Origin of the sequence: Nocardia cyriacigeorgica NBRC 100375 (genome assembly GCF_000308555.1) — a bacterium.
Lineage (GTDB): Bacteria > Actinomycetota > Actinomycetes > Mycobacteriales > Mycobacteriaceae > Nocardia > Nocardia cyriacigeorgica.
In genome coordinates this window covers 1-21172 of the sequence record NZ_BAFY01000124.1, presented here as the reverse complement: position 1 = coordinate 21172, position 21172 = coordinate 1, and the positions used below count along the sequence as shown (strand labels likewise).

The window sequence follows — 21172 nt, the reverse complement described above, 5'->3', positions numbered from 1 at the left end:
CCGTAACCTTGTACACGTTTTCGCCGCAACGGTGCGTTCACTCCCCTACCGGCGGCGGTAGATCGACCTGAAGATGATCAACAGCGCTGAACAGATTCCAATCACCAGGGGCAATGGATCCGCAGCCGACAAGCGATACGAGCCCCTGGAGCGCCGACGCTGCCATCGAGCCTCGTCGCTCGATGCACGATCAGGTCAGCAATATCCAGTAACTTAAATGGCCCGAACAGGGTTCGCACAAGATCGTTGTTCCAGTTGCCTAGGTGGTACCGGCACGCCCGATGCACCGCACCGTCGTCCGACCGACATGCAGCGCGCCACCGCGCGGGTCCTTCACCTGCCGCGGGCATCTCATCAGCCGAGCCTCGCGCACACAGCACAGGCCGTCGGCCGTCATCGGGAGTCGATGGCGGCCGACGGCCGTCGACGCACCCCGAAAACGCCGCATGCCCACCGAACGGCCGGGTGCGTTTCGGCCGTTCGGTGGGCATTTTCCGCCGCGCACTCGTTGCGGGGGACGGACAGGGGCGGGTTGAGGGGTCTCCTGTCCGCCGGCACGCTGAGGTGCGGCGGCCTGGCAGCCATCGGGCCGGTCGCCGGAGTCGTTAGTCGATCCGGTCCGGTGGGCGCCGGTCCAGGGGGTGGTCGGGTCAGAGTTGTCCGCCGCCGCCGATGAGCCAGGGGTTGAAGGTGCATTGCAGTTGCGGGAACTGCACCGGATCCAAGGCATTCAACGCGATCGACAGCGCGCGCGGAGAATACATCATCGTCAAATGGTCGGAGATGTCTTGTTCACACCCTTCTTGCAGGGTGATGTTACGGACCGTGGCCCCGGGACCCGGCTTCAAAAACGTCAGGTCATAGGGGTTGGTGATCTCGTCATAACGGGACCCGACAATCGTGTAATCCACCCCGGCCACGGTGTCACCATTGGCGTTGAGCTGGTTGACGAAATCCGAGCCGATGGTCTGCTGGATACCGGCATGACCGACGAAGATCTCGATGAACCCGAGGATATCGATCCCCAGATTGTTGATCGCGCGCCCCAGCGCACCGATCCCGTCGAGGCTGGTGCCGTGATGGGTAGCGCCGTAGGTGATCAGGTTCTTCACCTTCGCCGCACCCCCCTCGAACTTGGTGTACCAGTTCGACATCGACCCACCCTGGGAATGGGCCACGATATCGACCTCGGCCGCCCCGGTAGCAGCCAGCACCCGATCCACGAACACCGCCAACTGCTTGGCCGAATCCTGGATATAGCCGGTACCCATCACCCCCGGCAACACCGACCCCAAACCCCCACCCTCGAGCAGGTTGGAGCGACCATAGTTGAAGGTGAAGGTGCAGAACCCGGCATCCTTGATCGGCTGACCCATATAGGCGAACCCGTTATAGGCATTCATCCACGTGCCATGGATCAACAACACCGGCCGCGGATGCTGCGCAGTCGGCTTGCAATTCCAATCATTGGCCCCCGGCGGAGCCGCATCACCATTGGCCAGCCCGTAGGCGAACGCCGCCACCCACGAGGTCTGCGCCGGACCCCAGCCGATGGTGTCGGAGGCATACCCACCCGAGGAGCCCGAGCTCGAGCCCGACCCGCCGTAACAGTCACCGGACCCGTTACCCGAACCCGCGCCGCTCCCGGAATCACACGCCGACCCCGAACTCGACCCCGAATCGGCCACCGGCCCCGCCACCGACCGCCCCGCGGCAATATAGTCGGCCAAATCCTGCTCCGTCGGCGCGGCCACGGCCTGCCCACCCATCGCGGTCAACGCCAACGCCGCCGCACTCACCACCACCAGCGAACGCCACAACCGACCAGAGGTACTTCGTCTCATCACGTGCCTTCCCGAGCAACGATGCTCCAGTGCCGACGTGCCGGTCGACGGCACGGAAACTGCGCCAACGCTAAGTCCGCCCGGCCCGGAAACCGCCGTGCGGCAACGGTGTCTGGAAACCTCACGAACGCCGCTGCTCGCCTTAGGGACCGCACACAGATATCGCCGCGAATCGGTCACCGTGGATCTCACAGGCACGCAACGCAGCGGCAGGTAAGCAATCACAACCGCACGTGGATCGACACGAAAAGCGGTCACGGTAATCGGTGAATACTCCAGATAACCAACCGATCACGACACAATCATCGGCTGCTGCCGAATCATGGAGCAATACATTTCCGCCGACGGTGGCAATCACCCGGCACATTTTCTGGGAGCGCCCATGTTCGACTCGATGGCATCGCCGACCCGCCCACAGTCCGCAGGCAGGCCCCGCCGCCGACGACTCGCCATCCGGCTCACCGCCTGCACGGTGCTCGGCGCGGCAGCCGTGATCGGGTCGGGCCTGCAACCGCCCGCGGCGGCCGCCGATTCGACGGGTTCGGCCGAATTCGTGTCCGGACCGCTGGCTCAGGTGCATGGGCCGGGCACCGCCATCGTTGTTCTGGGCTACGGACTACTACCCGACGGCAGCATGCGACCCGAGCTGATCGCGCGCCTGCGCGCCGGATACGTCCAGGCCCTGCTGGCGCCCGGCTCGCCGATCATCGTCACCGGCGGCAACCCGCGCAACGGCGTCAGCGAGGCGGTCGCGATGGCGGACTGGCTGATGCGCCACGGCATTCCGGCCGAGCGGGTACATCTGGATCCGGCCGCCGTCGACACCGTGCAGAACGCGCACCATGCGGCGCGGATCATGCACGAGATCGGCGCCCGTGACGCCGTCGTGGTGACCTCCGCCGACCATATCGACCGCGCGGTCGCCAGCTTCCTCGGCGCCGGCGTCCCGGTGGCAGCCGCCGTCACTCCCGACCACAATCCCGTTCCCGCTTGGGTCTTCGGCCCCATGCGCTGAGCCCAGCGGGCCGATTTCCGTTCCGAGCGCATTCTCCAGGAGCACAGATGTCCCAGGTAGCCACCAGCACAGTCGCACCCGCCGATCAGGTCCGGGCCCTGCTCGACCACCGCTACCGGTCCTCGCACCGATACATCGTTGGCCGGGAAAAGATTCGCGAGTACGCCCGCGCGGTGCAGGACCGCCACCCGGCGCATTGGCACGAATCCGCCGCAGCCGCACTGGGATACCCGGGCTTGATCGCACCGGCGACGTTCGCGTCGATCATCTTGCTCCGGGTGCATCGCGAAATCCTGGACACGGTGCTCACCGGTTACGACCCCGCCCGGATTCTGCACGCCGATCAGGTGATCGATATCGGCCGCCCGCTCATCGCCGGCGATGAGCTGACCTGCGATATCTATTTCGAATCGTTTCGCCATTTCGCCGATTACGACGTCATGGCGATCAAGAGCGTGCTGACCGATGCCGAGGGCCAGGTGGTACAGACCGGGTCGACGGCCCTGCTGGCTCGTACCGGTGAGGCCGAACGTCTCAGCGAAGCGGTGCGCCGAGTGGCGATGACCGACTCACGCTCCACCACTGTGCCAGGCACCATCACCGAAGCCGGCCCGGAGGTCGTCACGGCGATATCGCCGCCGCATATTCCGTGCACCGCCATCGATCCCGCGGCACTGCGGGTCGGCACGGTGCTGCCGACCCGGGTGCTGCGGTTGTCGCGCGGTGATCTGGTGAACTACGCGGGCGTCACCGGGGATACGAACCCGGTGCTGTTCGACGAACGCACCGCCATCGAATGCGGGCTGCCCACCGTGGTGGCGCCGGGGATGCTCAAGCTCGGCCTGGCCGCGGGCTACCTGAGTTCCTGGCTCGGTGATCCCGCCGCCGTGACCCGGCTGCGCGCGCAATTCGCGCACAACACCCACTATCTGCGGGTGCCGGCGCTGGCGGCGAGCCCGATCGAGTTCAGCGGCCGGATCACTTCGCTCGATCCGAGCGGGCGCCGCGGCACCATCGCCATCGACGCGCGTTCACACGGGCGCAAACTGTTCGGCTACGCCGCCGCCGAAGTGCGCTTCACCGAATGAGATTCAGCGCGGCCCAGTGACCGGCACTCCGAGCGCCGCCGCCAGCGTCGGCCAGGTCCGCGGCAGCTGTGCCCGGAAGTCGGGCCAGGTGTGCATGCCCTGGTCCAGCAGTTCCACGGTGGCCGGGATGCCGAGTTCGCCGAGCCGGGCGGCCAGGCGTTCGGTGCACGAGCGCGCGCCCGCCTCCAGTGCCGCACCGCCGCCCATCTCCCCCAGCGCCGCGACGATATCGGGCGCCCGCGCCACCTCGTTCAAATCGACGCCGGTCGGCGCGCCGGTGGCGGCCGACAGGTAGATCGCGGTGCCGCGCAGCTGCTCGGCGCCGAGCAAGCTGTCGTGGGCGGCCCACTCCGGCGACGACGGCGGCCCCCACAAATTCTCCGGGTTCCCGCCGCGAGAGGCGACGGTGATGGTGGTGACGGCGCGGCCCAACGGATCCGCGGTCGAATAGCATCCGCTCATCCCCGCCACCGCCCGGTACATACCCGGATGCCGTTGGGTGAGCATCATCGCCGCCTGCGCGCCCATCGACACCCCGGCGATCGCGCGCACGCCGGTGCCGCCGAGATAGGTTTCCACCAGCGGCGGCAGCTCCTCGGTGAGGAAGGTTTCCCAGCGGTTGAGGCCGAGGGCCGCGTCCGAGCGCACCCAGTCGCTGTACATGCTGCCGGTGCCGCCGGTGGTGAGTACGACGTCGACCGGTTTGTCGGCGAAGAATTCCGCGGCCGCGCCCTTGGTCAGCCAGCCCGAGGTCTGCTCGCCGTCGACGCCGTCGAGCAGATACAGCGTCGGGCGCGGAGCCGGACCGGTCCCGATCAGGGTGTCGATGGCGATGACACGGCGCATCGCCGCGGACGCGATGTGCAGCCGGATGCGCTGTTTGCCGAGTACTTCGACACGAATCAATGATGTTCGGGTGATGGTGGTTTCGGTGCCCGGACCGGGCGAACCCAACACGGGCACCGATTCCGGGGGTGCGGCGGCCGCAGGCGTCGCGCAGACGGCCGCCACCAGCGCCATCGCCGCGGCTGTCACCGGTATTCGTCTGCTCATCCGGCCGCGGCGGCCCGTTCCGCCCGCCGCACGGCCGCGGCCTCGCGCCGTTCCTCGAACCGTACGGCGCGCCGCTCGAGATCGTCGAGGAAGGTGTGCAGTTCGTCGCGGGCACGCTCGCCCTCACCGCCGAGATCGGTGCGGTCGAAGATCCGCCAGGCCCGCAGCACCGGTCGCAGCACCACATCCAGGTGCTGGCGCAGATCGTAGATCCCGTTCTTGGCCAACAGCACCGAATTGCGCCGGAAATCGGGTTGGGTCAGGCCGGGCATCTGAAACCGGGTCACCACATCGGTGATCGCACGCAGCATGTCGTCGGGCGCGAGATCCAGTGCGGCACCGCTGATGGTGCGATAGAAGATCATGTGCAGGTTTTCGTCGGCGGCGATGCGCTGCAGCATTCGCTCGGCGATCGGTTCCTGACAGACGATACCGGTATTGCGATGACTGATCCGGGTCGCCAGCTCCTGAAAGGTGACGTAGGCGGTGGAGCGCAGGAATTGCGGTCCCTTCTCCGGTTTCGCCACACCAGTGGTCATATGCGCCATGCGGGCCTGTTCCAGCGCGACCGGGTCGACGGCCCTGGTCACCACCAGATAGTCGCGCATCACGATGGAATGGCGGTTTTCCTCGGCGGTCCAGCGCCCCACCCAGGTGCCCCATACGCCGTCCTGGGTGAAGGTGTCGGCCAATTCGCGGTGATAGGACGGCAGATTGTCTTCGGTCAGCAGATTGGTGACCATCGCGACGCGCGCCACTTCCGACAGGTTCGATTGTCCCGGTTCCCAATCGATGCCGCCGAGCGCCGCGAAATTGCGGCCGTCGTCCCAGGGCACATAGTCGTGCGGATTCCAGGCCTTGGCCTTGCGCAGATGATCGTCGAGCTGTCGCTCGGCGATCGGCTCCAGTTCACGCAAGATGTCACGGTCGGTCAGCGCGGTGGTCACGATGTTCTCCTTGTCCCTGGGCGGATTCGGCGTCGCAGGACGGTCAGGCGGATCGGCCGATGCGTACGGCGGCCGGCGCGTCGGCGACCGGCAGATATCGCCACTGGTCGGCCTCGCCGCTGTCTGCCTCGCTGCCTTCGGTGATCCGGTAGAGCCCTGCCGGATGCCCCGCGCCGCGGATGTGCTCGAGCACGTCGTGGGCGCGTCCGGCCAGTTCGGGGATCCGCTCGGTGGCGCCGCTGATCACCACCGCGGTGAGCGCCACCTCGGCGGCCTCGCCGACCACCGCGAGCACCTCGCCGGTCATCGCGGGCGAAGGCGCGAAGGCGGAGACGGGATCCTGCGGGATCAGCACGGTGCCGCCGTCGGCCGACAGCAACGACAGGGAGCGCGACCCCAGCGGGGCCGCCAACGCGGCCTGTACGCGGCGCAATTTGCGCCGGCCCGCCGACACCGCCCCGATCCCGGCATCGAGTTCGTCCGGATGCGGCGGTATCGCCAGCGCCACCACCTGGTAGGCCGGTGCCACGGCGATCCCCGTGCGCCGGGCCAGCGCGCTGGCCCCGTGTCCGCTCAGCAGCGCCGAGACCAGGGTCTGGGCGGCGGTCTGATGTTCGCGGGCGACGAGGCGGTGCTCGTCGAGGTAGGCCGCCGAGGCGGTGACGGTGACCAGTTCCAGGACCCGCACCATCAGCTGGGTGCCTGCCAGCAGTTGTTCCGCCGAGTCGCCGGGCGCGTCGTCGGCGGTGGTGTGATCGGCCAGGAATTCCAGGCCCTGACGAATCCCCTCGTGGTAGGCGCCGAGCACCGTTTCGAGAGCGACACCCTCGCGTGCCCAGCGCGCCGCCGATCCCGCGATCGATGCTGCGCCCGCGTCCGGCCGCGCGGTGCGCGGATGCAGCTGCTGCACCGCTTCGGCCAGACAGTGCCGCACGGTGGCCGCGAGGTCGCCGCCGTGGGTACCCCTTCCGCGGCGCCTCAGAAATCGCACGAGTTTCGCTTCCAGGCTCGAGATATCCGCGCCGGCCTGTGTGCCCATCATGACTACCGGACGTTATCGGTGATCAGCCTCGAAATTGCCCGTAGCGCCGGGGAATCGGAGAAGTCATGAGCCCGATACGGGCCGGTTGGGCGGAATCACAATCAGATAACGGGCCGCGGGTAGGATGGTCCGCGCGCGAGATCACCGTGGTCGCGAGAAAGTATGCGACGCGGCGCCGGCCGCGCATTTCCCGGCGCCGCGTCGCGGCCACTGTACGGCCGCCCGAGAACCGGAGACACCGGCCCGCGTCGCCTCGAGGACCGATCACCAGCCCGGTCTTTTCCATCAGGGAATATCCACAAAAACATCCGGCACCGCGCGACCGCACGCCGAGGTCGGATGAGAGCCGGGCGCGTTCGGTTGTGAGGTCTCCCATCAGATCGGTTCCGCCGCTGTGCCCGGGCCCCGCACACCATTAGCATCGAGCGCTGCGCCTCCGCACGGCTCGGCCTCGCGGTTGTTTCGGCGCCTGCGAGTGCGAAGGGCTGGATCCACAACTGATGAGCGGTACCCGAGAAAAGCTGGAACAGCTACAGGCCATCCTCGAGCTCGCCGAAGAACCCGCGGGGGAAGCCGGAATCACCAAACGCAAACAGAAGGGCATTCCGAGCGCAAGACAACGAGTCCGCGCCCTGGTGGACCCGGGTAGCTTCGTCGAGATCGGTGCGCTGGTGCGCCAACCCGGCACCGGCGAGGCCATGTACGGCGACGGCGTCGTGACCGGGCGCGGGCGCATCGACGGCAGGCCGGTGGTGGTCATCGCCCACGACCAGACCGTCTTCGGTGGCTCGGTGGGCGAGATGTTCGGCCGCAAGGTGGCCGCGGCGCTGGACTTCGCCCTCGACAACGCCTGCCCGGTGGTGGCGATCAACGACTCCGGCGGCGCCCGCATCCAGGACGCGGTCACCTCCCTGGCCTGGTATGCGCTGATGAGCCGCAGGCAGGGCAAGTTGTCGGGTTTCGTCCCGCAGGTCTCGATCATGCTGGGCAAATGCGCGGCCGGGTCGGTGTACGCACCGGTCAACACCGATGTGCTGATCGCCACCGAGAAGTCCTACATGTTCGTCACCGGGCCGGAGGTCATCAAGGAAGTCACCGGCGAAGAGGTCAGCATGGAGGAGCTGGGCGGCGCGCACGTGCAGGCCGCCAACGGCACGGTGCACCACGTCGCCGCCACCGAACACGACGCCTTCGCGTGGGCGCGCAGCTACCTCGGCTACCTGCCGTCGAGCTGCCTGGAACAGCCGCCGGTGGTCAACCCGGGCCTCGAACCCGAACGCACCGCGTCCGACCTCGAACTGAATGCGATCATCCCGGATTCGGACAGCCAGGGCTACGACATGCACGACATCCTGGTGCGTCTGTTCGACGACGGCGAGTTCCACGAGATCAGCGCCGCCACCGCGCCGAATCTGATCACCGGCTTCACCCGGGTCGACGGCCGCAGCGTCGGCGTGGTCGCCAATCAGCCGATGGCCCTCGGCGGCGCCATCGACGCCCGATGTTCGGACAAGGCCACCCATTTCATCCGGCTGTGCAATGCGTTCGGGCTCCCGCTGGTGTTCGTCGTCGACACTCCCGGGGTACTGCCGGGTGTGGAGGAGGAACGCAGCGGTGTGATCAAGCGTGGCGGGCGGTTCTTCCGCGCGGTGCTGGAGGCGAGCGTGCCGATCGTGACGGTGGTGGTGCGCAAGGCCTACGGCGGCGGTTACGCGGTCATGGGTTGTAAGCAGCTCGGCGCCGACGTCAGCCTGGCCTGGCCGACTGCCCGGATCGCGGTCATGGGTGCGCAGAGCGCGGTCAGCATCGTTGGGCGCAAACAGCTGTCGATGGTGCCCGCCGATCAGCGCGAGGCCGTGCGGGATTTCATGATCGACCAGTACAACGCCACCACCGCTACGCCGTGGATCGCGGCCGAACGCGGCTACATCGACGCCGTCATCGAACCGGCCGACACTCGCCTCGAGATCCGGCGCGCGTTGCGGCTGCTGCGCGAGAAGGGTGCGGTCGCCGAACACGATCCGCGCCGGCACAGCCTGTTCCCGGTATAGCCGGTCGGTTGTGTTCGCTCACAACAGTTTCCGCGCCGAGCCGGAGAATCCCCGAGATCGGGCCGCCCAGCGTGCCGTACCCGCCGATGTGGCCTAACGTCGGTGCCGTGCACGGTTCTCGTTCGCCGCGTCGACCGGGTGCACGGCCTGCCCGGCACGCTCGTTCCCTACCCTTGCGTGCCGGGCAGGCCACTGTCGCGGGCGACTACTGATCGCCGGTGGGATGCCGCAGGATCGGCGGCTCCCGATGGCGCAGCGCCCGCAACAGTCCGGGGGTGTGTTCGGGCGGGGTGGCATGCACCGACAGCTGGTTGGCCACTGCCCGGTAGGCGTCCAGGTCGGCGCGTTTGTCCAGATACAGTGCGCCGGTCAGCTGCTGGATATAGACGATGTCGGGCAGATCGGGCTCGGCGAAGCGCAGCATGGTGAACGCGCCCTCGGTCAGCGCAGGGCCGCCGAGGTGGTCGGCGAGCAGCTGCACCGTCACGTTCGGCTGCTCCACCACCGCCATCAAGCGGTCGAGCTGTTCACTCCACACCGCGGTACCGCCGATGCGGCGGCGCAACGCCGCCTCCTCCACCATCAGCCACAGCCGGGGTGGGTCGGGCCGGGTGAGGATCTCCTGGCGGCGCATCCGCAACGCGACCCGGCGCTCGATGCCGTCCTCGGATTCGGTGGGGTGGGCGAGCCGGATCAGGGCGCGGGCATAGTCGGCGGTCTGCAACAGTTCGGGCACCGCACGCGGTTCGTAACCGCGGATCATCGCCGCGGCCTGTTCCAGCCCCAGGTACATGTCGAACCATTTCGGCAGCCAGTCGCTATCGCGGTGCCACCAACCCGAGCTGCCCGCTTCCGCTGCGAGTCTGCGGAATTCGTCGATCTCTTCCGGGTCGGTCACACCGTAGAGCGCGAGCAGGTCGAGCAGATCGCGTTCGCGGATGGGGGTGCGGCCCAGTTCGATGCGGCTGATCTTGGAGTGCGAGCCGCGGATGTGCTCACCGGCCGCTTCCCTGGTGATATTGCCGGCTTCGCGCAGTCGCCGTAACCGGCCGCCGAGCACCATCCGTAAGACGGTCGGTCCGCCGTCGATCGCCGGGGTCCGCTCCCCCGCCGCCCGCGGAATGTCGGTAGGGACAGAACGTAGCTCCGAGGCACCCATCCTTCGAGTCTCCCACGAATCGGCGCGACCCAGCGCCCGCGAAACCCGCTCGGCCCGACCGTCATTCGCGCCACGACCGGCGATGATCAGCGCAGTAGGACCTCGGCGGTGGCCCGGCCGAACAGTTTGCGGCCGCCGCAGGTCGCGGTGATCGCCACCGTCGCGCTGCGGCGAATCGGGTCCAGCGCCTTGATCCGGCCCTGGAATTCGACCGCGCCCGCGCGGGTGGCCTCGATCGGCGCGAAACCGGCGAACCGCACCCCGTAGTAGGTGACGGCGGCCGGATCATCGAGCCATTCGGTGACATATCCCGCCCCGAGCCCCATGGTGAGCAGCCCATGCGACACCACGTCGGGCAGCCCGGCCGCGTGCGCGACCCGGTCGCTGTAGTGGATCGGATTGGAATCGCCGGAGACCCCGGCGTAGTTGACCAGATCCCCGCGTGAGAGCGCGACCGTGCGCGTGGGCAGGGTGTCGCCCACCGCGACGTCGTCGAAGCGGATCCGGGCCCGGGAGGGGCGGGCCGGTTGCGGTTCGACCGGTGTCAGCTCGTCGAAACATTCCAGCACCGCGGGTTCGTCGGCCTCCTCGGCCCGCCGCGCCGCCAGGGCCACCCGGTCGGCCCTCGAATGACCGGACATGATCACTCCGTCCACCGCTGCGGCCAGCTCATCAGCGACGACGGCGCCGGTGACCGCGACGACCGTGGTGTGGGCGACCTGAACGACCTCCTTGTGCTCGTCGGACAGCACATTGCGGGTGACCATGAAGTCCTTGTCCCCGAACTGGCGAAACGATTCGACATAGGCGTCGCAGCGCAAACGGTCACCGGCCACCAGCGGCCGGTACATCCGGATCGTCTGCTCGGTCTGCAGGACCTGACTGATGTCGTAGCCGGTGAGCACCGCTTCGAACATGGCCCGCTGCATCTGCATCCACACCACCGACGGGAAGGTCAGCGGGGCGATCAGGGCGTCGTAACCGAGCGCGGCGGCGGCGTCCTCACGCCAATGCGCAGGGTGCGGGTCCTGCACCGCTCGGGCGAATTCGCGGATCTTCTCCCGGCCGACCTCATAGTGGTCGACCATCTGGTAGTGCCGTCCGACGAGGGCGGCGGCCTGTGCCGAAGCCGTGGTCGAGGTGTGGTTCATCTGCCTGCCTTCCGGCCCGGCGACACGCCGCCGGGACCGGGTAACGGTATCGGCGCTTCGCCAGGTGTGCCGGTCTGCGCGGCGAGTCTGGGACGGGCGACAACCCGCGCGCGCCCGCGTCGTCGGCGGTCACAATCGCCGTCAGCATTCGCTGACCGCGGGCACCCCACGCAGCCGCTCGTCGAGCCACAGCATGGCCTCCGGATAGCCGAGTGCGGCGGCGATGATGTGTTCACCGAAGACGCCGCGGTAGACGGCATTCGCGCCGAGCGCGCATTGCTCGTCGAACAGCGCCCTCGCCCCCTCGGCGGGTAGCCAGAACTCCTGTTCACCGTGATAGACGTAGAGCGGGGTGGCCGAGCGCAGGCCGCTCATCCTGGTGACCCGGTAGATGTCGGCGGCCAGCGGCGAGCGCAGCGGGTCGGCCATATCGGCCGCGATGTCGATCGGCAGGTGCAGGATGCCAGGCAATGCGAAGACCGACACACACTGGTCCTTCATCGGCGACGTCGCCACCCACTGCGCCAGATGATTCATTCGTTCCAGGATCTCCGGGCGCTCGCGGCCGATGGCGAGGACGGCGGCCATGAACACCCCTGACGCCAGGTTGGCGTTCATGCTGCGGGCCAGGATCTCGTAGTCGGCGGGCACACCGCCCAGTGCGGCCCCGGCGATCACCGGTGCCAGCTCCGGCGCGTAACCGTCGATGAGTTTGACCGCACCGTGGGTAGCGATGGCGCCACCGGAGTAGCCGGTGATGGCGAACCGGCTCGTGCCGAACTCGTGCGGGGCCAGTGCGCGCACCGCGCGGATGGCGTCGAGTACCGCGTGGCCTGCCACGTACGGTTCGGCGTAGGCCATGCGCGGGCCCTCGTGGTCGGGGATCAGCAGCGCGTAGCCGCGCAGCAACGCCAGTTGCGAGGTCGGCGGGATGAAGTCGGTCAGCGCGGTGTGGGGCGAGAAACCATGTGCGAGCGTGTAACCCGGTGTGCAGTCGCGTCCGAGAGCGTCGATGGGCAGGTTGTTCACCACCACCGGGCGCGCGCCTTGCCCGGTCCATGCCGCGGCCGGTACCGCCAGGGTCGCGGTCGCGAACGACGGCCGCCCGTGCGCGTCCTCGGTGCGGTACTTCACCAGCTGGGCCCTGGCGATCGGTGCGGTCAGCAGTGGCGCGGCGGTAGCGGTCACGTCGCGGATCGCGAGCACCTCGCCGTTGCGCCGGTCGGCCAGATCGGCGGGCCACTGATCGAACATCGGGTCACCCACCGGCGAGGGCAGCACCGCCTGATGCAGGGCCGCCACCGCAGGTGAGGTGGTCGTGGGTGCGGGCGACTGGGCCGGGCCGGCAGGCAGCGCCGGAATCGGCGGCGGCGGCACCACCTGATCGATCCACTGCTGGATCCCGGGCAGCACCGTCGCCGGATCGGGCAGGACCGACGGCGGGAACGGAATACCCAGTGCGGGCGCCGGCGGTGGCGGGGCGGGAAACGGCGGTTGCGCCGCGGCGGGGCCGGTCGACACCACCCCCGCGACCAGGGTCGCGACGACGACAGCTCGGAAGGATCTCATGGCACCCGCCTCTGCAGCGACCTCGACGCCGGCGCCCGGGTGATGCGGTAGTCGACCCCCGAAAACCCCCTTGTGTGCCGGGGCCGGAAGATCAGATTACGCGGCTGCGCGCACCTGGAGACCGCACCGTTCCCGAGTTGTGCGCGTGGCGAGGCCGGATCGTGACGATCGGTGCGGATACGGCCTCGCCCAGCGGATTTCGCCGCTCGCGGGCTCAGCAGTTACTCGGCGCGGGCTCCCCGCGGAATCTGGCATCGATCCAGGTGAGCGCCGCCGGAAGACCGAGCACGGCCGCCGTCAGATGGTCGGGCACGGCCACTGTCTCGGCCTGCACCTTGGTGCCTGCCGCACACCAGCGGCGGTTGGTGTTGACGATGGCGTCGACCGGGACCAGCCCGTCGATCGGGGAATGCCATTCGAACACCGGCATGGTGGGCGCGCCATCGTAGAGCTCGAGGCTGTTCTCCTCGACAACCGCCCGCGCCACCGGGTCGTCGACCATCGAGGTCGTCGCGGCGAAGTCCAGCACACCGTGTCCGGCACCGGTCGCCAGCAACCCATTGGTGCAGCTGTTGGCCATCGCGGCCCGCGCGGCCAGCCCCTTGGCATTGAGCTGATCGCTGATCGGGAACCGGTCCGGGTATTCCCGTTCCAGGCCGATACCGGCGGCCAAGGCCAGCCCGAACACCGGATGCGAGCCGAAGCCGAGCCCCTCGAGCATCTTCACCAGATTCATCGGAACCCCGCCCATCGCGGCGCCGGCGATGTTCAGCTCCGGTGCGTAGGTCGGCTGCAAGGCCGCCGCCCAGGCGGTGGCCATCCCGCCGCCGGAATAGCCCACCATCGACACCGGACTGTTACCGACCTCGAGCTCGCCGACCCGTTTGACCGCACGGATACCGTCCAAGGTCACCTGGCCACCCAGTTTCGCTGCGCCGTAGGCGAATTGCGGGCCGAGGTGGTCGGGCAACGCGATGCTCCAGCCACGCTGCAACAGCACGTTCCACGCCGGCGCCTCACGCACCATGAGATCGGGATCGGTGGTGTAGAGCACCCGCGAGACCGAGCATTTGGCTCCGAGCGCGTTGATGATGTGCTGCAACGACAGCAGCGGCCCGTCCTTGCGGTGCGAGCGCGGGGTCAGCACCGTGGTGGTTGCCGCGATCGGTTTGCCGGTGGAGTTGGTCGAGCGGAAACGCACCACCGTCACGGTGGTGTCCGGGAATATCGGCAGCGGCGGCATCTGCCGCACCGCCAGCACGTCACCGGGCTGTTTCTCGGCCAGGTCCGGTGGTTCGGCGAAGAACGGGTCGGGGTCGGGAGCCGGATACAGCGGTGCCGTACTCCCCTGTGCGGCCGTGCCGAGTACCAGCATCACCCCGGCGGCCAGTGCGCCCGCCGCACGCAGCAGCCGACGACGCGGCCGTCCCTTTCCGGTCGAAGGTTTGGCCTGCCACATCGACGTCGAGCCTCCCGATATTCGCGATCTGTTTGTGAACATGCTCTGTCGTGGCGGCGCCGTCCGGCCCATGACCGGGACGGCTTTTTGACAATTCACAAGTGTGAACCGACCGGCCTGTGAGGCACCGGCGTGCGCACTGGTGAGAATCTCCGACACCACCACGGGTGCCGCTGTGAATTGTCCAGCACGCCGCGTGGAACATGTTCTCGGCAATGGTGAGGACTTACCGTCACAGATAACGGCGCCGATCCCGGTGCCGTGGAAGGAGACGGTGACATGGACGGCACAGCACACGCATTCGCCTACCGCACCCACCCCACGGAGATGCCGACCCGGCGCGTCACCGTCTACTTCGACGGACCGACGCCCGAAGACGCGCTGATCCTCGAGTACGCGGCCACCAAAACCGAGGCATGGGAATTCACCTCGGCCGCAGTCCATGCCGGGCTCACCGTCACCGTCGACGGCATGATCCGGCCCGGGCTGCGCCGCCTGCCGTGTAGTTCACTCTGGCATTGACAGTGCCAGTGCCCATGGGCGGCTCACCCATTGCCGAGGATGCGATGCAGGAACACCAGCACATCCGGTAAGGCTTGATCGGCGGCCTCGAGGTGATCGCCCGGATACACCCCCACCTGCATATCGGTTCCCGAGGCGTGCAGCTCGGCGATGAGTTTCGCGCTCAACGGCGCGGGCACCTCCCGATCGGTGAGACCCTGAGCCACGAACAACGGCGTCGTGTAGCCCGAGGTCGGTATCCGCATCATCGCCTCGGCGGCCGCCCACAGCGCCGGATCGTCGAGTGGGCGCTTCAGCATCGCACCGATGGCGATCTCATCGACCCGCGCGGCGGCTTCGGGGACGCACTCGGACTCCACAATCCGCAGCACATCCTGTCCCACCGGGGTCAGGTAGCTGTCGATATCGAGTTCGGGTGTGGTGACCCGCAAGCCGGCGAGCAGCAGGCCGAAATATGTGGTGGTGCGCCGCAACGGCAGCCGGGGAATCCACGGGCCGGCCAGCGGCACCGCCAGCTCCAGATTCGACGGCGCACCGGTCGCCGCGGCACCACGGAAATCGAGTTCGGGGGCGTCGGCAGGGGCGATATGCGCGGTGAACAGCGCGGTCTGCCCGCCCTGGGATTGGCCGAGCACCGCCCACCGGGAGCTGAGTTCGGGGAAGGCCGAACGCGCGGCCCGCACACCGTCGATCACACTGCGCGCCTGCGACGGCCCGTCCAGATACGGATGGGTTCCCGGTGTTCCCAGCCCGACGTAATCGGAGATCACCACCGCGTATCCGGCCTCGAGCAGCCGGGGATAGAGAGTATCCAGGTAGTAGTCGCGAGGGTTTTCGGTGAACGCGCAATGATCGGCGATACCGACCGAACCGTGCGCGTAGGCCACGATCGGCCAGCCACCCGCCGGCGCCGGGCCCGGCGGCAGATACACCGCCGCCGTACTCTGCATCGGCGCACGCGGGCCCCGAGACCAATAGGTCAATCGTTGCGCCGACGCCGCCGCAGGCACCGACAGCCGTCCCGACAACTCCACCGCCCCGATGAGCGCGCCCGGCGCCTCCGCCGCCGCGGCGGCCACCGGATTCGCCAGCACAACGGTCACCGCCAGCACGGCGCCCGCTGTCACCGTCGAGATCCGAATCCGCGTCACCGACCGACTATCGCCGTCGGCGGCCACACGGGCAAGACACCACAATCGGTGGGATGCGCGCCCGTGGCGGTGCGTTCGGGCCATCGGTCACCGCAACCACTAAGCTCGGTCGGACCGGGCAGACAGTGCCGGCGACGAGACCGGGAGGATCGGCAGATGGGGCGACCAACCGCAGGGGCGGTCTGCGCTCTGCTCATCCCGGCCGCGCTCGCGCTCAGCGGATGCGGCTCCGACGACTCCCCGGCCGCCAGGTCCGCCGCCACGACGACCGCCGCCCGCACAACGGCGGTACCCACCCCCGCCGCGCCCGCCACCACGACCGGCCCAGCAGCGTCCGCACCGCTCGGTGCGCCCGCCGAAACCCCGCTGGCCTCCGCGCCGACCGTCGACCCTTACGCCGGTCAGCCCCTGATCGACAACGTCGTCTGGACCGAGAACATCGACGGCCCCCGCCTGCTCGTCCACCCCACGCCGGCCGGCCGCAGGACCACCTTCCCCGGATCCGAGGAACGCGCCTGGCAGGAGGTCCTCGCCCAGTCGCCGGAGGCCGGCAGCCCAGGCATGCGGGATCAGTTCATCTGCCACTGGGACTGGGCCCGCATCGTCGCACCCGACAAGCCCAGCTGGAATCTGGAACCCTGGCGGCCCGACGTCGGCTACCTGGCCACCGTCGAGGCGCGCTGCAACCCCGGTGGACCGGAACGGTGAGCGAAAGGACACGACCATGCGCATCGTCATGGCAGGCGGACACGGCAAGATCGCACTTCTGCTGGCCGAATTGCTCACCGGACGCGGTCACAGCGTCGCGGCGCTGATCCGCAACCCCGGCCACGCCCCCGAGGTCTACGCCGTCGGCGCCGAACCGGTCGTCATCGATCTCGAACGCGCGACCGTCGCCGATCTCACCGCGACCGTCCAGGGCTCCGACGCCGTGGTCTTCGCCGCGGGCGCCGGGCCGGGCAGTACCGCCGCACGCAAGTACAGCGTGGACCGCGACGGTTCGGTGCTGCTGGCCGATGCCGCCGAAGCGGTCGGCGTGCGCCGGTTCCTGCAGATCTCCACCATGGGCGCTGGATTGCCGCCCGCGCCCGGCCGCGACGAGGTCTGGGCCGCCTATATCGACGCCAAGACCCAGGCCGAGGACGACCTGCGCGCCCGCGATCTCGACTGGACGATCCTGCGTCCGGGCGTGCTGACCGACAACGGCGCCACCGGCCGCGTCACACTCGCGCCACCGCGAATCGAGCGCGGCGATATTGCCAGATCCGACGTCGCCGCCGTACTCGCGGCGCTGCTGCCGGCCGGCCACACCGCGGGCATGACCCTCGAGCTGGTCGGCGGCCCGACGCCGGTCGCCGATGCGGTCGCGGCCTTGCGACGCTGAGGATTTGCCCGCCAAAACCGAAGAGCGCGCGCACATTAGATCGTGCAGATGTGCTTGCATCTGAAAGGCACATGAACTTAGACTCAGCCCTACAACGCTTTACAGGGGACAACCAAGAAGGCCGCGTGAGCGCGCCGGCGGTTGAGATCACCATCGGTTCGCTGCCGCCTGACGTGAGGGGCGTTCATGCAACAACCATTACCCAGCGGCCGGTTCGCGATTGCCGATCCCGCACCGGCTGCCCGGTCGGCGAACGGTATTGATATGAGTACGATCTCGGCCCGCGGTGGCCAGCGAATCCAGCCCCCCACCAGGGAAAGTGCCGTCGAATTCGTCATCGACGCCATCGAATCCACCGGTGCGGCAACTCGTTACGATTTCGATATCGACCAGATCGTCACCCATGTGCACGCACTGGCCGACGATTGGGATTTCACCTCGTTGCAGAGCGCGACCTTCTGGCGCGTCGCCTCCAGCTTCATCAAGGAATAGCGCAAACCCGGCTCGACTTGCGATGCCACCCGGCCACGGCCGGTGTCTTCGCGGTCGCGCGATATGACGGCCGTGATCGCTTGCCCGTCAAGCGTTCACGGCCGTAGTGTTTCCGTGTCCGCGCTCACAGGCCTTTCGCGTAGTCGCTGATGATCTCGATCGACCGTTCCGGCCGGGCGGCCTGCACACTGAGCCGGTCCATCACCGACAGGTACAGCGCCAGATCCTCGCGGCGGTCCAGGTACAGCGCGCTGGTCAGATGCTCGAGGTAGACGATGTCGGGCAACTCGGGCTCGGCGAAGCGCAGGATGCTGAACGAGCTGCCCGCCGCGGCGTGTTCACCCGCCGAGTAGGGAACCACCTGAATGGTGACGTTGGGCAGCTGGGCCAGTTCGACGAGATGGTGCATCTGCGCACGATGCACGTCGGCGCCGCCGACCGGGCGGTGCAGCGCGGCCTCGTCGATCACCGCCCACACGAAGGGCGGATCCGAGCGGTGCAGGATTTCCTGCCTGCGCTGACGCACCGCGACGCGGCGATCGGTGTCGGCGTCCTCGTACCCGAGGGTGACCACCGCCCGCGTGTATTCCGGGGTCTGCAGCAGGCCGGGCACCAGATGCGCCTCATAGGTGCGGATTTTGGTGGCGGCCTGCTCGAGCCCCAGATAGGTGCCGAACCAGGACGGAAGCAGGTCGCTGTAGCGGTGCCACCATCCTGGTTCGTTCGCTTTGCGCGCGAGTTCCAGGAACGACTCGCGCTCGTCGGGATCATGGACGCCGTAGAGGGTGAGCAGATCCCGGATGTCCCGTTCCTTGAAGCCGGTGCGCCCGAGTTCGAGCCGGCTGATCTTGGCGTGTGAGCCGCGGATGGCGTCGCCCGCTGCCTCGCGAGTGATGCCCTTGCCCTCCCGCAGCTTGCGTAGCTGGCCACCGAGGGCGATCCGTAGCACCGTCGGACCACGTTCCGCGACAACGGATTGCACACGACCATCGTCATCGGGCTCTGCGATCATGGAGTCGTCTCCGATACTCGGGATTTACCCACAGTGTGTCACAACTGAGACCGTGAACACACCGCACCGACGGCCCATGCTACCTCTCAGCTAGCCAGATCGTCGAACTCTCCAGCCTTCGCGCCGCGGATGAAAGCGTCGATCTCGGGCCGGGTGTAGAACAGGATGCCGCTGTCGGGCTCGCGCGAATTGCGCACGGCCACCAGGTTGTTGGTCGCCTCCGCCATTTCCACGCAGTTACCGCTCGGATTGCTGAACGTGCTCTTGCGCCATGCTCCGGCGACGCGGTTGGTGACTGACTCCGCCATTGGACCCACTCCTCGGTTACGACGTTTACAGAGACGCAGTGTTTGCAGATGCACACGCAAATGTTCTTGCATTTGCACACCCATCTGGACGATAGCACGGCGCGCGCCCGCGCGCGCCCGCGAATTCGGACCCCTTCCGCGACCTCGGCGCAACCGGCCCGGACACTGGTTGCGGCGCCGACGAAGCCGCATCCGGCAAGTGTCTCGCGCAGGTCCAACGTGCGGAGCGAATTGCTCACTGCCGCAATGAAATAGCGACCCAGCGGCAGTTCGGGTGGATGCCGGGGCCGACGTTCGGCGACAGATCGCGGCGGAGGGAGCGCATGGACCGCTACCAGCGGACGGCGGCCGACATGATCACCTGTCCAGCGCGGACACCGCGAATGATGACGAGCAGGGCCACCGTCGCCCAGGCAGGCACCATGCCGTCGTCGGCGCCCCCACCAGGGCGAATGCGAGCGACTGATCGCCGCGCGGCCTCATCTCGGTCACGAAACGACGACGTGCGCACAGATCGGCGCCCGCGGGCTATTCCCCGTGTATGACTAGGTCTCGCGGACTCCCGGCGGTCGGGAATCCGCCTGCGACACAGCATCGATCAGCGGCCGCCCGCTCGGCCGGCGGCGAAGTGTTCTCTTCAATGTAAGCTACAAATGTACTTGCATTTGCAAGCTACAGACACTTAAACTCGATCATGAGAATCGGGGAGGTACGCCGGAGTTCCCGCCGACGTCGCCATTCACACCTCCCCCCACGTTCTGATGCGAGGGGCGGTCGAAATGAGCCAGCCATTCCGAACTCCCCGCCGAGTCGCGATCTCCGGTTCCTCCGGCGTCGAGACCCTGCGGCACCTTCCCGATGCCCTGCGCCACTACCCGGCACCGGAACCAGCCACCGCCGATTGCGGTTCCGAACCGCCGGGCCTCACCTACCGGCAGGCCCGCGAAATCCTGCGCGTCCACGAGGTACACGGCCCGCGCTGCAGGCAGTGGCTCGCCGCCGCCGCCTATCTGTCGGCCGGCCTCGACGACGAGTGATCGGCTACCCGTCGGCGAAATCGGCGGTCGCGCCACCAGTTCGGCCGATCTGAGACGAACACCTTTCACGTTGCTCGCCCGCTCGTATAGTGAGGCGAACGAACCGGATGTTGTCGGTCGGCATCCGAGGTGGCAACGGAGCAACTACATGAGCTTTTCCGCGCTCGACCTCTCGGTCGGCGACAACGACACGGTCCTCGAAATCGGCGGGCAGCCGGCTTCGGTGCCACTACAGAACACCGACCGTGTCGCCGCGCGGATGGTCGACTACTTCGCCACCTGCGTCGCGCCCTGCCGCACGCTCCCGGGGGAGCAGATGCGCGGCGACGTCACCGAGGTGACGCGCTACTGCCTGGCCCTGGCGGCCGAAATGTTCGACCGGCGCGCCCTTCCCGATGACAACGCCTTCACCGAGGTCCGCTCCGCCGCCGCGCAGTGGGCCCGTGAAGGAGTGCCGCTCGGCACCATCCTGCGCGCGTATCACGAAGGCGTGCGCATCGCTTTCGGGCTCGTCACCGCGCGCGCCGCGGCCACCGAGATCGACGAGGTTCTCGCCGCGAGCGATCTGATCCTCGAACTGCTCGAAGCCATTTCCGCCGCGGTCGCCGACGCCTATGTCAAGGAACAGCAGCTGGTCGCCCGCGAACATCAGACCGCCAGCCAGACCCTCGCCTCGGCGCTGCTCAGCGGCCGCTCACACGCCGCGCTGGCACTCCAGTCGGGGATACCGGTCGCCGAGCGCTATCAGGTGGTGGCGCTCTACATTCCACCGCATCCCGACGAACGCAACCTACGAGTCGATACCCGGGTGGCGGCTCGGCGCAAGCTGCGGCGCGTGCAGTCGGAGTTGGCGGTGGTCTTCGAGTCGACGGCGCTGGCGCTGCTCAG

20 protein-coding genes are annotated in these 21172 nt (G+C 68.1%); 9 read left to right on the top strand and 11 right to left on the bottom strand.

Going from position 1 to position 21172, the window contains the following annotated elements:
* Window positions 1-650: 650 nt before the first annotated feature.
* Window positions 651-1844: an esterase/lipase family protein gene (locus tag RJ05_RS11625; RefSeq protein ID WP_051016443.1), complete on the bottom strand. Its 1194-nt coding sequence runs from the start codon at window positions 1842-1844 to the stop codon at window positions 651-653.
* Window positions 1845-2238: 394 nt separating this feature from the next.
* Between RJ05_RS11625 and RJ05_RS11620 the strand changes: the two genes are divergently transcribed.
* Both RJ05_RS11620 and RJ05_RS11615 read left to right on the top strand, forming a co-directional pair.
* Complete coding sequence (locus tag RJ05_RS11620; protein WP_228789712.1) at window positions 2239-2859, top strand: YdcF family protein; 621 nt, start codon at window positions 2239-2241, stop codon at window positions 2857-2859.
* 47 nt (window positions 2860-2906) lie between these two features.
* Window positions 2907-3947, top strand: a complete 1041-nt coding sequence (locus RJ05_RS11615) for a fused (3R)-hydroxyacyl-ACP dehydratase subunits HadA/HadB (RefSeq protein WP_036536732.1) — start codon at window positions 2907-2909, stop codon at window positions 3945-3947.
* A 3-nt stretch (window positions 3948-3950) separates the two neighbouring features.
* Here RJ05_RS11615 and RJ05_RS11610 read toward each other — a convergent pair whose 3' ends face one another.
* From RJ05_RS11610 to RJ05_RS11600, 3 genes are read right to left on the bottom strand one after another with little or no spacing between them, the layout of a single operon-like run.
* Window positions 3951-4982, bottom strand: a complete 1032-nt coding sequence (locus RJ05_RS11610; RefSeq protein ID WP_306306386.1) for an alpha/beta hydrolase — start codon at window positions 4980-4982, stop codon at window positions 3951-3953.
* 14 nt (window positions 4983-4996) lie between these two features.
* Window positions 4997-5947: an acyl-ACP desaturase gene (locus RJ05_RS11605; RefSeq protein WP_036536727.1), complete on the bottom strand. Its 951-nt coding sequence runs from the start codon at window positions 5945-5947 to the stop codon at window positions 4997-4999.
* A gap of 43 nt (window positions 5948-5990) precedes the next feature.
* Window positions 5991-6989 (bottom strand): RsbRD N-terminal domain-containing protein, encoded by a 999-nt coding sequence (locus tag RJ05_RS11600; RefSeq protein ID WP_228828892.1) that lies wholly within the window; start codon window positions 6987-6989, stop codon window positions 5991-5993.
* Between the two features lie 500 nt (window positions 6990-7489).
* Between RJ05_RS11600 and RJ05_RS11595 the strand changes: the two genes are divergently transcribed.
* Window positions 7490-9040, top strand: a complete 1551-nt coding sequence (locus RJ05_RS11595; RefSeq protein WP_036536725.1) for an acyl-CoA carboxylase subunit beta — start codon at window positions 7490-7492, stop codon at window positions 9038-9040.
* A gap of 205 nt (window positions 9041-9245) precedes the next feature.
* Here RJ05_RS11595 and RJ05_RS11590 read toward each other — a convergent pair whose 3' ends face one another.
* The 4 genes from RJ05_RS11590 to RJ05_RS11575 form a co-directional block, all read right to left on the bottom strand.
* Window positions 9246-10103: a helix-turn-helix domain-containing protein gene (locus tag RJ05_RS11590; RefSeq protein ID WP_036536724.1), complete on the bottom strand. Its 858-nt coding sequence runs from the start codon at window positions 10101-10103 to the stop codon at window positions 9246-9248.
* Between the two features lie 182 nt (window positions 10104-10285).
* Window positions 10286-11350 (bottom strand): fused (3R)-hydroxyacyl-ACP dehydratase subunits HadA/HadB, encoded by a 1065-nt coding sequence (locus tag RJ05_RS11585; RefSeq protein ID WP_036536722.1) that lies wholly within the window; start codon window positions 11348-11350, stop codon window positions 10286-10288.
* A gap of 141 nt (window positions 11351-11491) precedes the next feature.
* Entirely contained in the window at window positions 11492-12919 is a 1428-nt protein-coding gene (locus tag RJ05_RS11580; protein WP_036536721.1) for a lipase family protein, read from the bottom strand.
* Between the two features lie 214 nt (window positions 12920-13133).
* Window positions 13134-14378 carry a lipase family protein gene (locus RJ05_RS11575; protein ID WP_036536720.1) on the bottom strand — a complete coding sequence of 415 codons (1245 nt, stop codon included), beginning with the start codon at window positions 14376-14378 and terminating at the stop codon, window positions 13134-13136.
* A 279-nt stretch (window positions 14379-14657) separates the two neighbouring features.
* Here RJ05_RS11575 and RJ05_RS11570 point away from each other — a divergent pair, with 279 nt between their 5' ends.
* Entirely contained in the window at window positions 14658-14900 is a 243-nt protein-coding gene (locus RJ05_RS11570) for a hypothetical protein (protein ID WP_036536718.1), read from the top strand.
* A gap of 23 nt (window positions 14901-14923) precedes the next feature.
* Here the strand turns inward: RJ05_RS11570 and RJ05_RS11565 are convergent, their stop codons facing one another.
* Entirely contained in the window at window positions 14924-16051 is a 1128-nt protein-coding gene (locus RJ05_RS11565) for a lipase family protein (RefSeq protein WP_249040461.1), read from the bottom strand.
* A 156-nt stretch (window positions 16052-16207) separates the two neighbouring features.
* Between RJ05_RS11565 and RJ05_RS11560 the strand changes: the two genes are divergently transcribed.
* The 3 genes from RJ05_RS11560 to RJ05_RS11550 all read left to right on the top strand — a co-directional run bounded on the left by RJ05_RS11560 (window position 16208) and on the right by RJ05_RS11550 (window position 17927).
* The gene (locus RJ05_RS11560; protein WP_036536716.1) at window positions 16208-16759 is read left to right on the top strand and encodes a DUF2599 domain-containing protein; all 552 of its coding nucleotides are present in this window, start codon (window positions 16208-16210) and stop codon (window positions 16757-16759) included.
* Between the two features lie 16 nt (window positions 16760-16775).
* Complete coding sequence (locus RJ05_RS11555; RefSeq protein ID WP_036536756.1) at window positions 16776-17435, top strand: SDR family oxidoreductase; 660 nt, start codon at window positions 16776-16778, stop codon at window positions 17433-17435.
* 264 nt (window positions 17436-17699) lie between these two features.
* Window positions 17700-17927: a hypothetical protein gene (locus RJ05_RS11550; RefSeq protein WP_036536713.1), complete on the top strand. Its 228-nt coding sequence runs from the start codon at window positions 17700-17702 to the stop codon at window positions 17925-17927.
* A 124-nt stretch (window positions 17928-18051) separates the two neighbouring features.
* Here the strand turns inward: RJ05_RS11550 and RJ05_RS11545 are convergent, their stop codons facing one another.
* A complete protein-coding gene (locus RJ05_RS11545) occupies window positions 18052-18939 on the bottom strand; it encodes a Sco1979 family transcriptional regulator (RefSeq protein WP_085996202.1) in 888 nt (295 codons plus the stop codon).
* A gap of 86 nt (window positions 18940-19025) precedes the next feature.
* Window positions 19026-19247 carry a DUF397 domain-containing protein gene (locus tag RJ05_RS11540; protein ID WP_036536711.1) on the bottom strand — a complete coding sequence of 74 codons (222 nt, stop codon included), beginning with the start codon at window positions 19245-19247 and terminating at the stop codon, window positions 19026-19028.
* A 779-nt stretch (window positions 19248-20026) separates the two neighbouring features.
* On the opposite strand from RJ05_RS11540, the gene RJ05_RS11535 reads away from it, so the two are divergent.
* Both RJ05_RS11535 and RJ05_RS11530 read left to right on the top strand, forming a co-directional pair.
* Window positions 20027-20284 (top strand): hypothetical protein, encoded by a 258-nt coding sequence (locus tag RJ05_RS11535; RefSeq protein WP_228785551.1) that lies wholly within the window; start codon window positions 20027-20029, stop codon window positions 20282-20284.
* A gap of 148 nt (window positions 20285-20432) precedes the next feature.
* Window positions 20433-21172: RsbRD N-terminal domain-containing protein (locus RJ05_RS11530; protein ID WP_506330600.1), on the top strand; the 740-nt coding region annotated here is incomplete at its 3' end.

Excerpts from the sequence above, each read along its gene's own strand:
- RJ05_RS11570 (WP_036536718.1), top strand. The coding sequence starts at position 14,658 with ATGGACGGCACAGCACACGCATTCGCCTACCGCACCCACCCCACGGAG.
- RJ05_RS11545 (WP_085996202.1), bottom strand. The coding sequence starts at position 18,939 with ATGATCGCAGAGCCCGATGACGATGGTCGTGTGCAATCCGTTGTCGCG.
- RJ05_RS11615 (WP_036536732.1), top strand. The coding sequence starts at position 2,907 with ATGTCCCAGGTAGCCACCAGCACAGTCGCACCCGCCGATCAGGTCCGG.
- RJ05_RS11550 (WP_036536713.1), top strand. The coding sequence starts at position 17,700 with ATGAGTACGATCTCGGCCCGCGGTGGCCAGCGAATCCAGCCCCCCACC.
- RJ05_RS11535 (WP_228785551.1), top strand. The coding sequence starts at position 20,027 with ATGAGCCAGCCATTCCGAACTCCCCGCCGAGTCGCGATCTCCGGTTCC.
- RJ05_RS11560 (WP_036536716.1), top strand. The coding sequence starts at position 16,208 with ATGGGGCGACCAACCGCAGGGGCGGTCTGCGCTCTGCTCATCCCGGCC.
- RJ05_RS11585 (WP_036536722.1), bottom strand. The coding sequence starts at position 11,350 with ATGAACCACACCTCGACCACGGCTTCGGCACAGGCCGCCGCCCTCGTC.
- RJ05_RS11625 (WP_051016443.1), bottom strand. The coding sequence starts at position 1,844 with ATGAGACGAAGTACCTCTGGTCGGTTGTGGCGTTCGCTGGTGGTGGTG.
- RJ05_RS11590 (WP_036536724.1), bottom strand. The coding sequence starts at position 10,103 with ATGGTGCTCGGCGGCCGGTTACGGCGACTGCGCGAAGCCGGCAATATC.
- RJ05_RS11540 (WP_036536711.1), bottom strand. The coding sequence starts at position 19,247 with ATGGCGGAGTCAGTCACCAACCGCGTCGCCGGAGCATGGCGCAAGAGC.
- RJ05_RS11575 (WP_036536720.1), bottom strand. The coding sequence starts at position 14,378 with ATGTGGCAGGCCAAACCTTCGACCGGAAAGGGACGGCCGCGTCGTCGG.
- RJ05_RS11580 (WP_036536721.1), bottom strand. The coding sequence starts at position 12,919 with ATGAGATCCTTCCGAGCTGTCGTCGTCGCGACCCTGGTCGCGGGGGTG.
- RJ05_RS11620 (WP_228789712.1), top strand. The coding sequence starts at position 2,239 with ATGGCATCGCCGACCCGCCCACAGTCCGCAGGCAGGCCCCGCCGCCGA.
- RJ05_RS11555 (WP_036536756.1), top strand. The coding sequence starts at position 16,776 with ATGCGCATCGTCATGGCAGGCGGACACGGCAAGATCGCACTTCTGCTG.
- RJ05_RS11600 (WP_228828892.1), bottom strand. The coding sequence starts at position 6,989 with ATGATGGGCACACAGGCCGGCGCGGATATCTCGAGCCTGGAAGCGAAA.
- RJ05_RS11595 (WP_036536725.1), top strand. The coding sequence starts at position 7,490 with ATGAGCGGTACCCGAGAAAAGCTGGAACAGCTACAGGCCATCCTCGAG.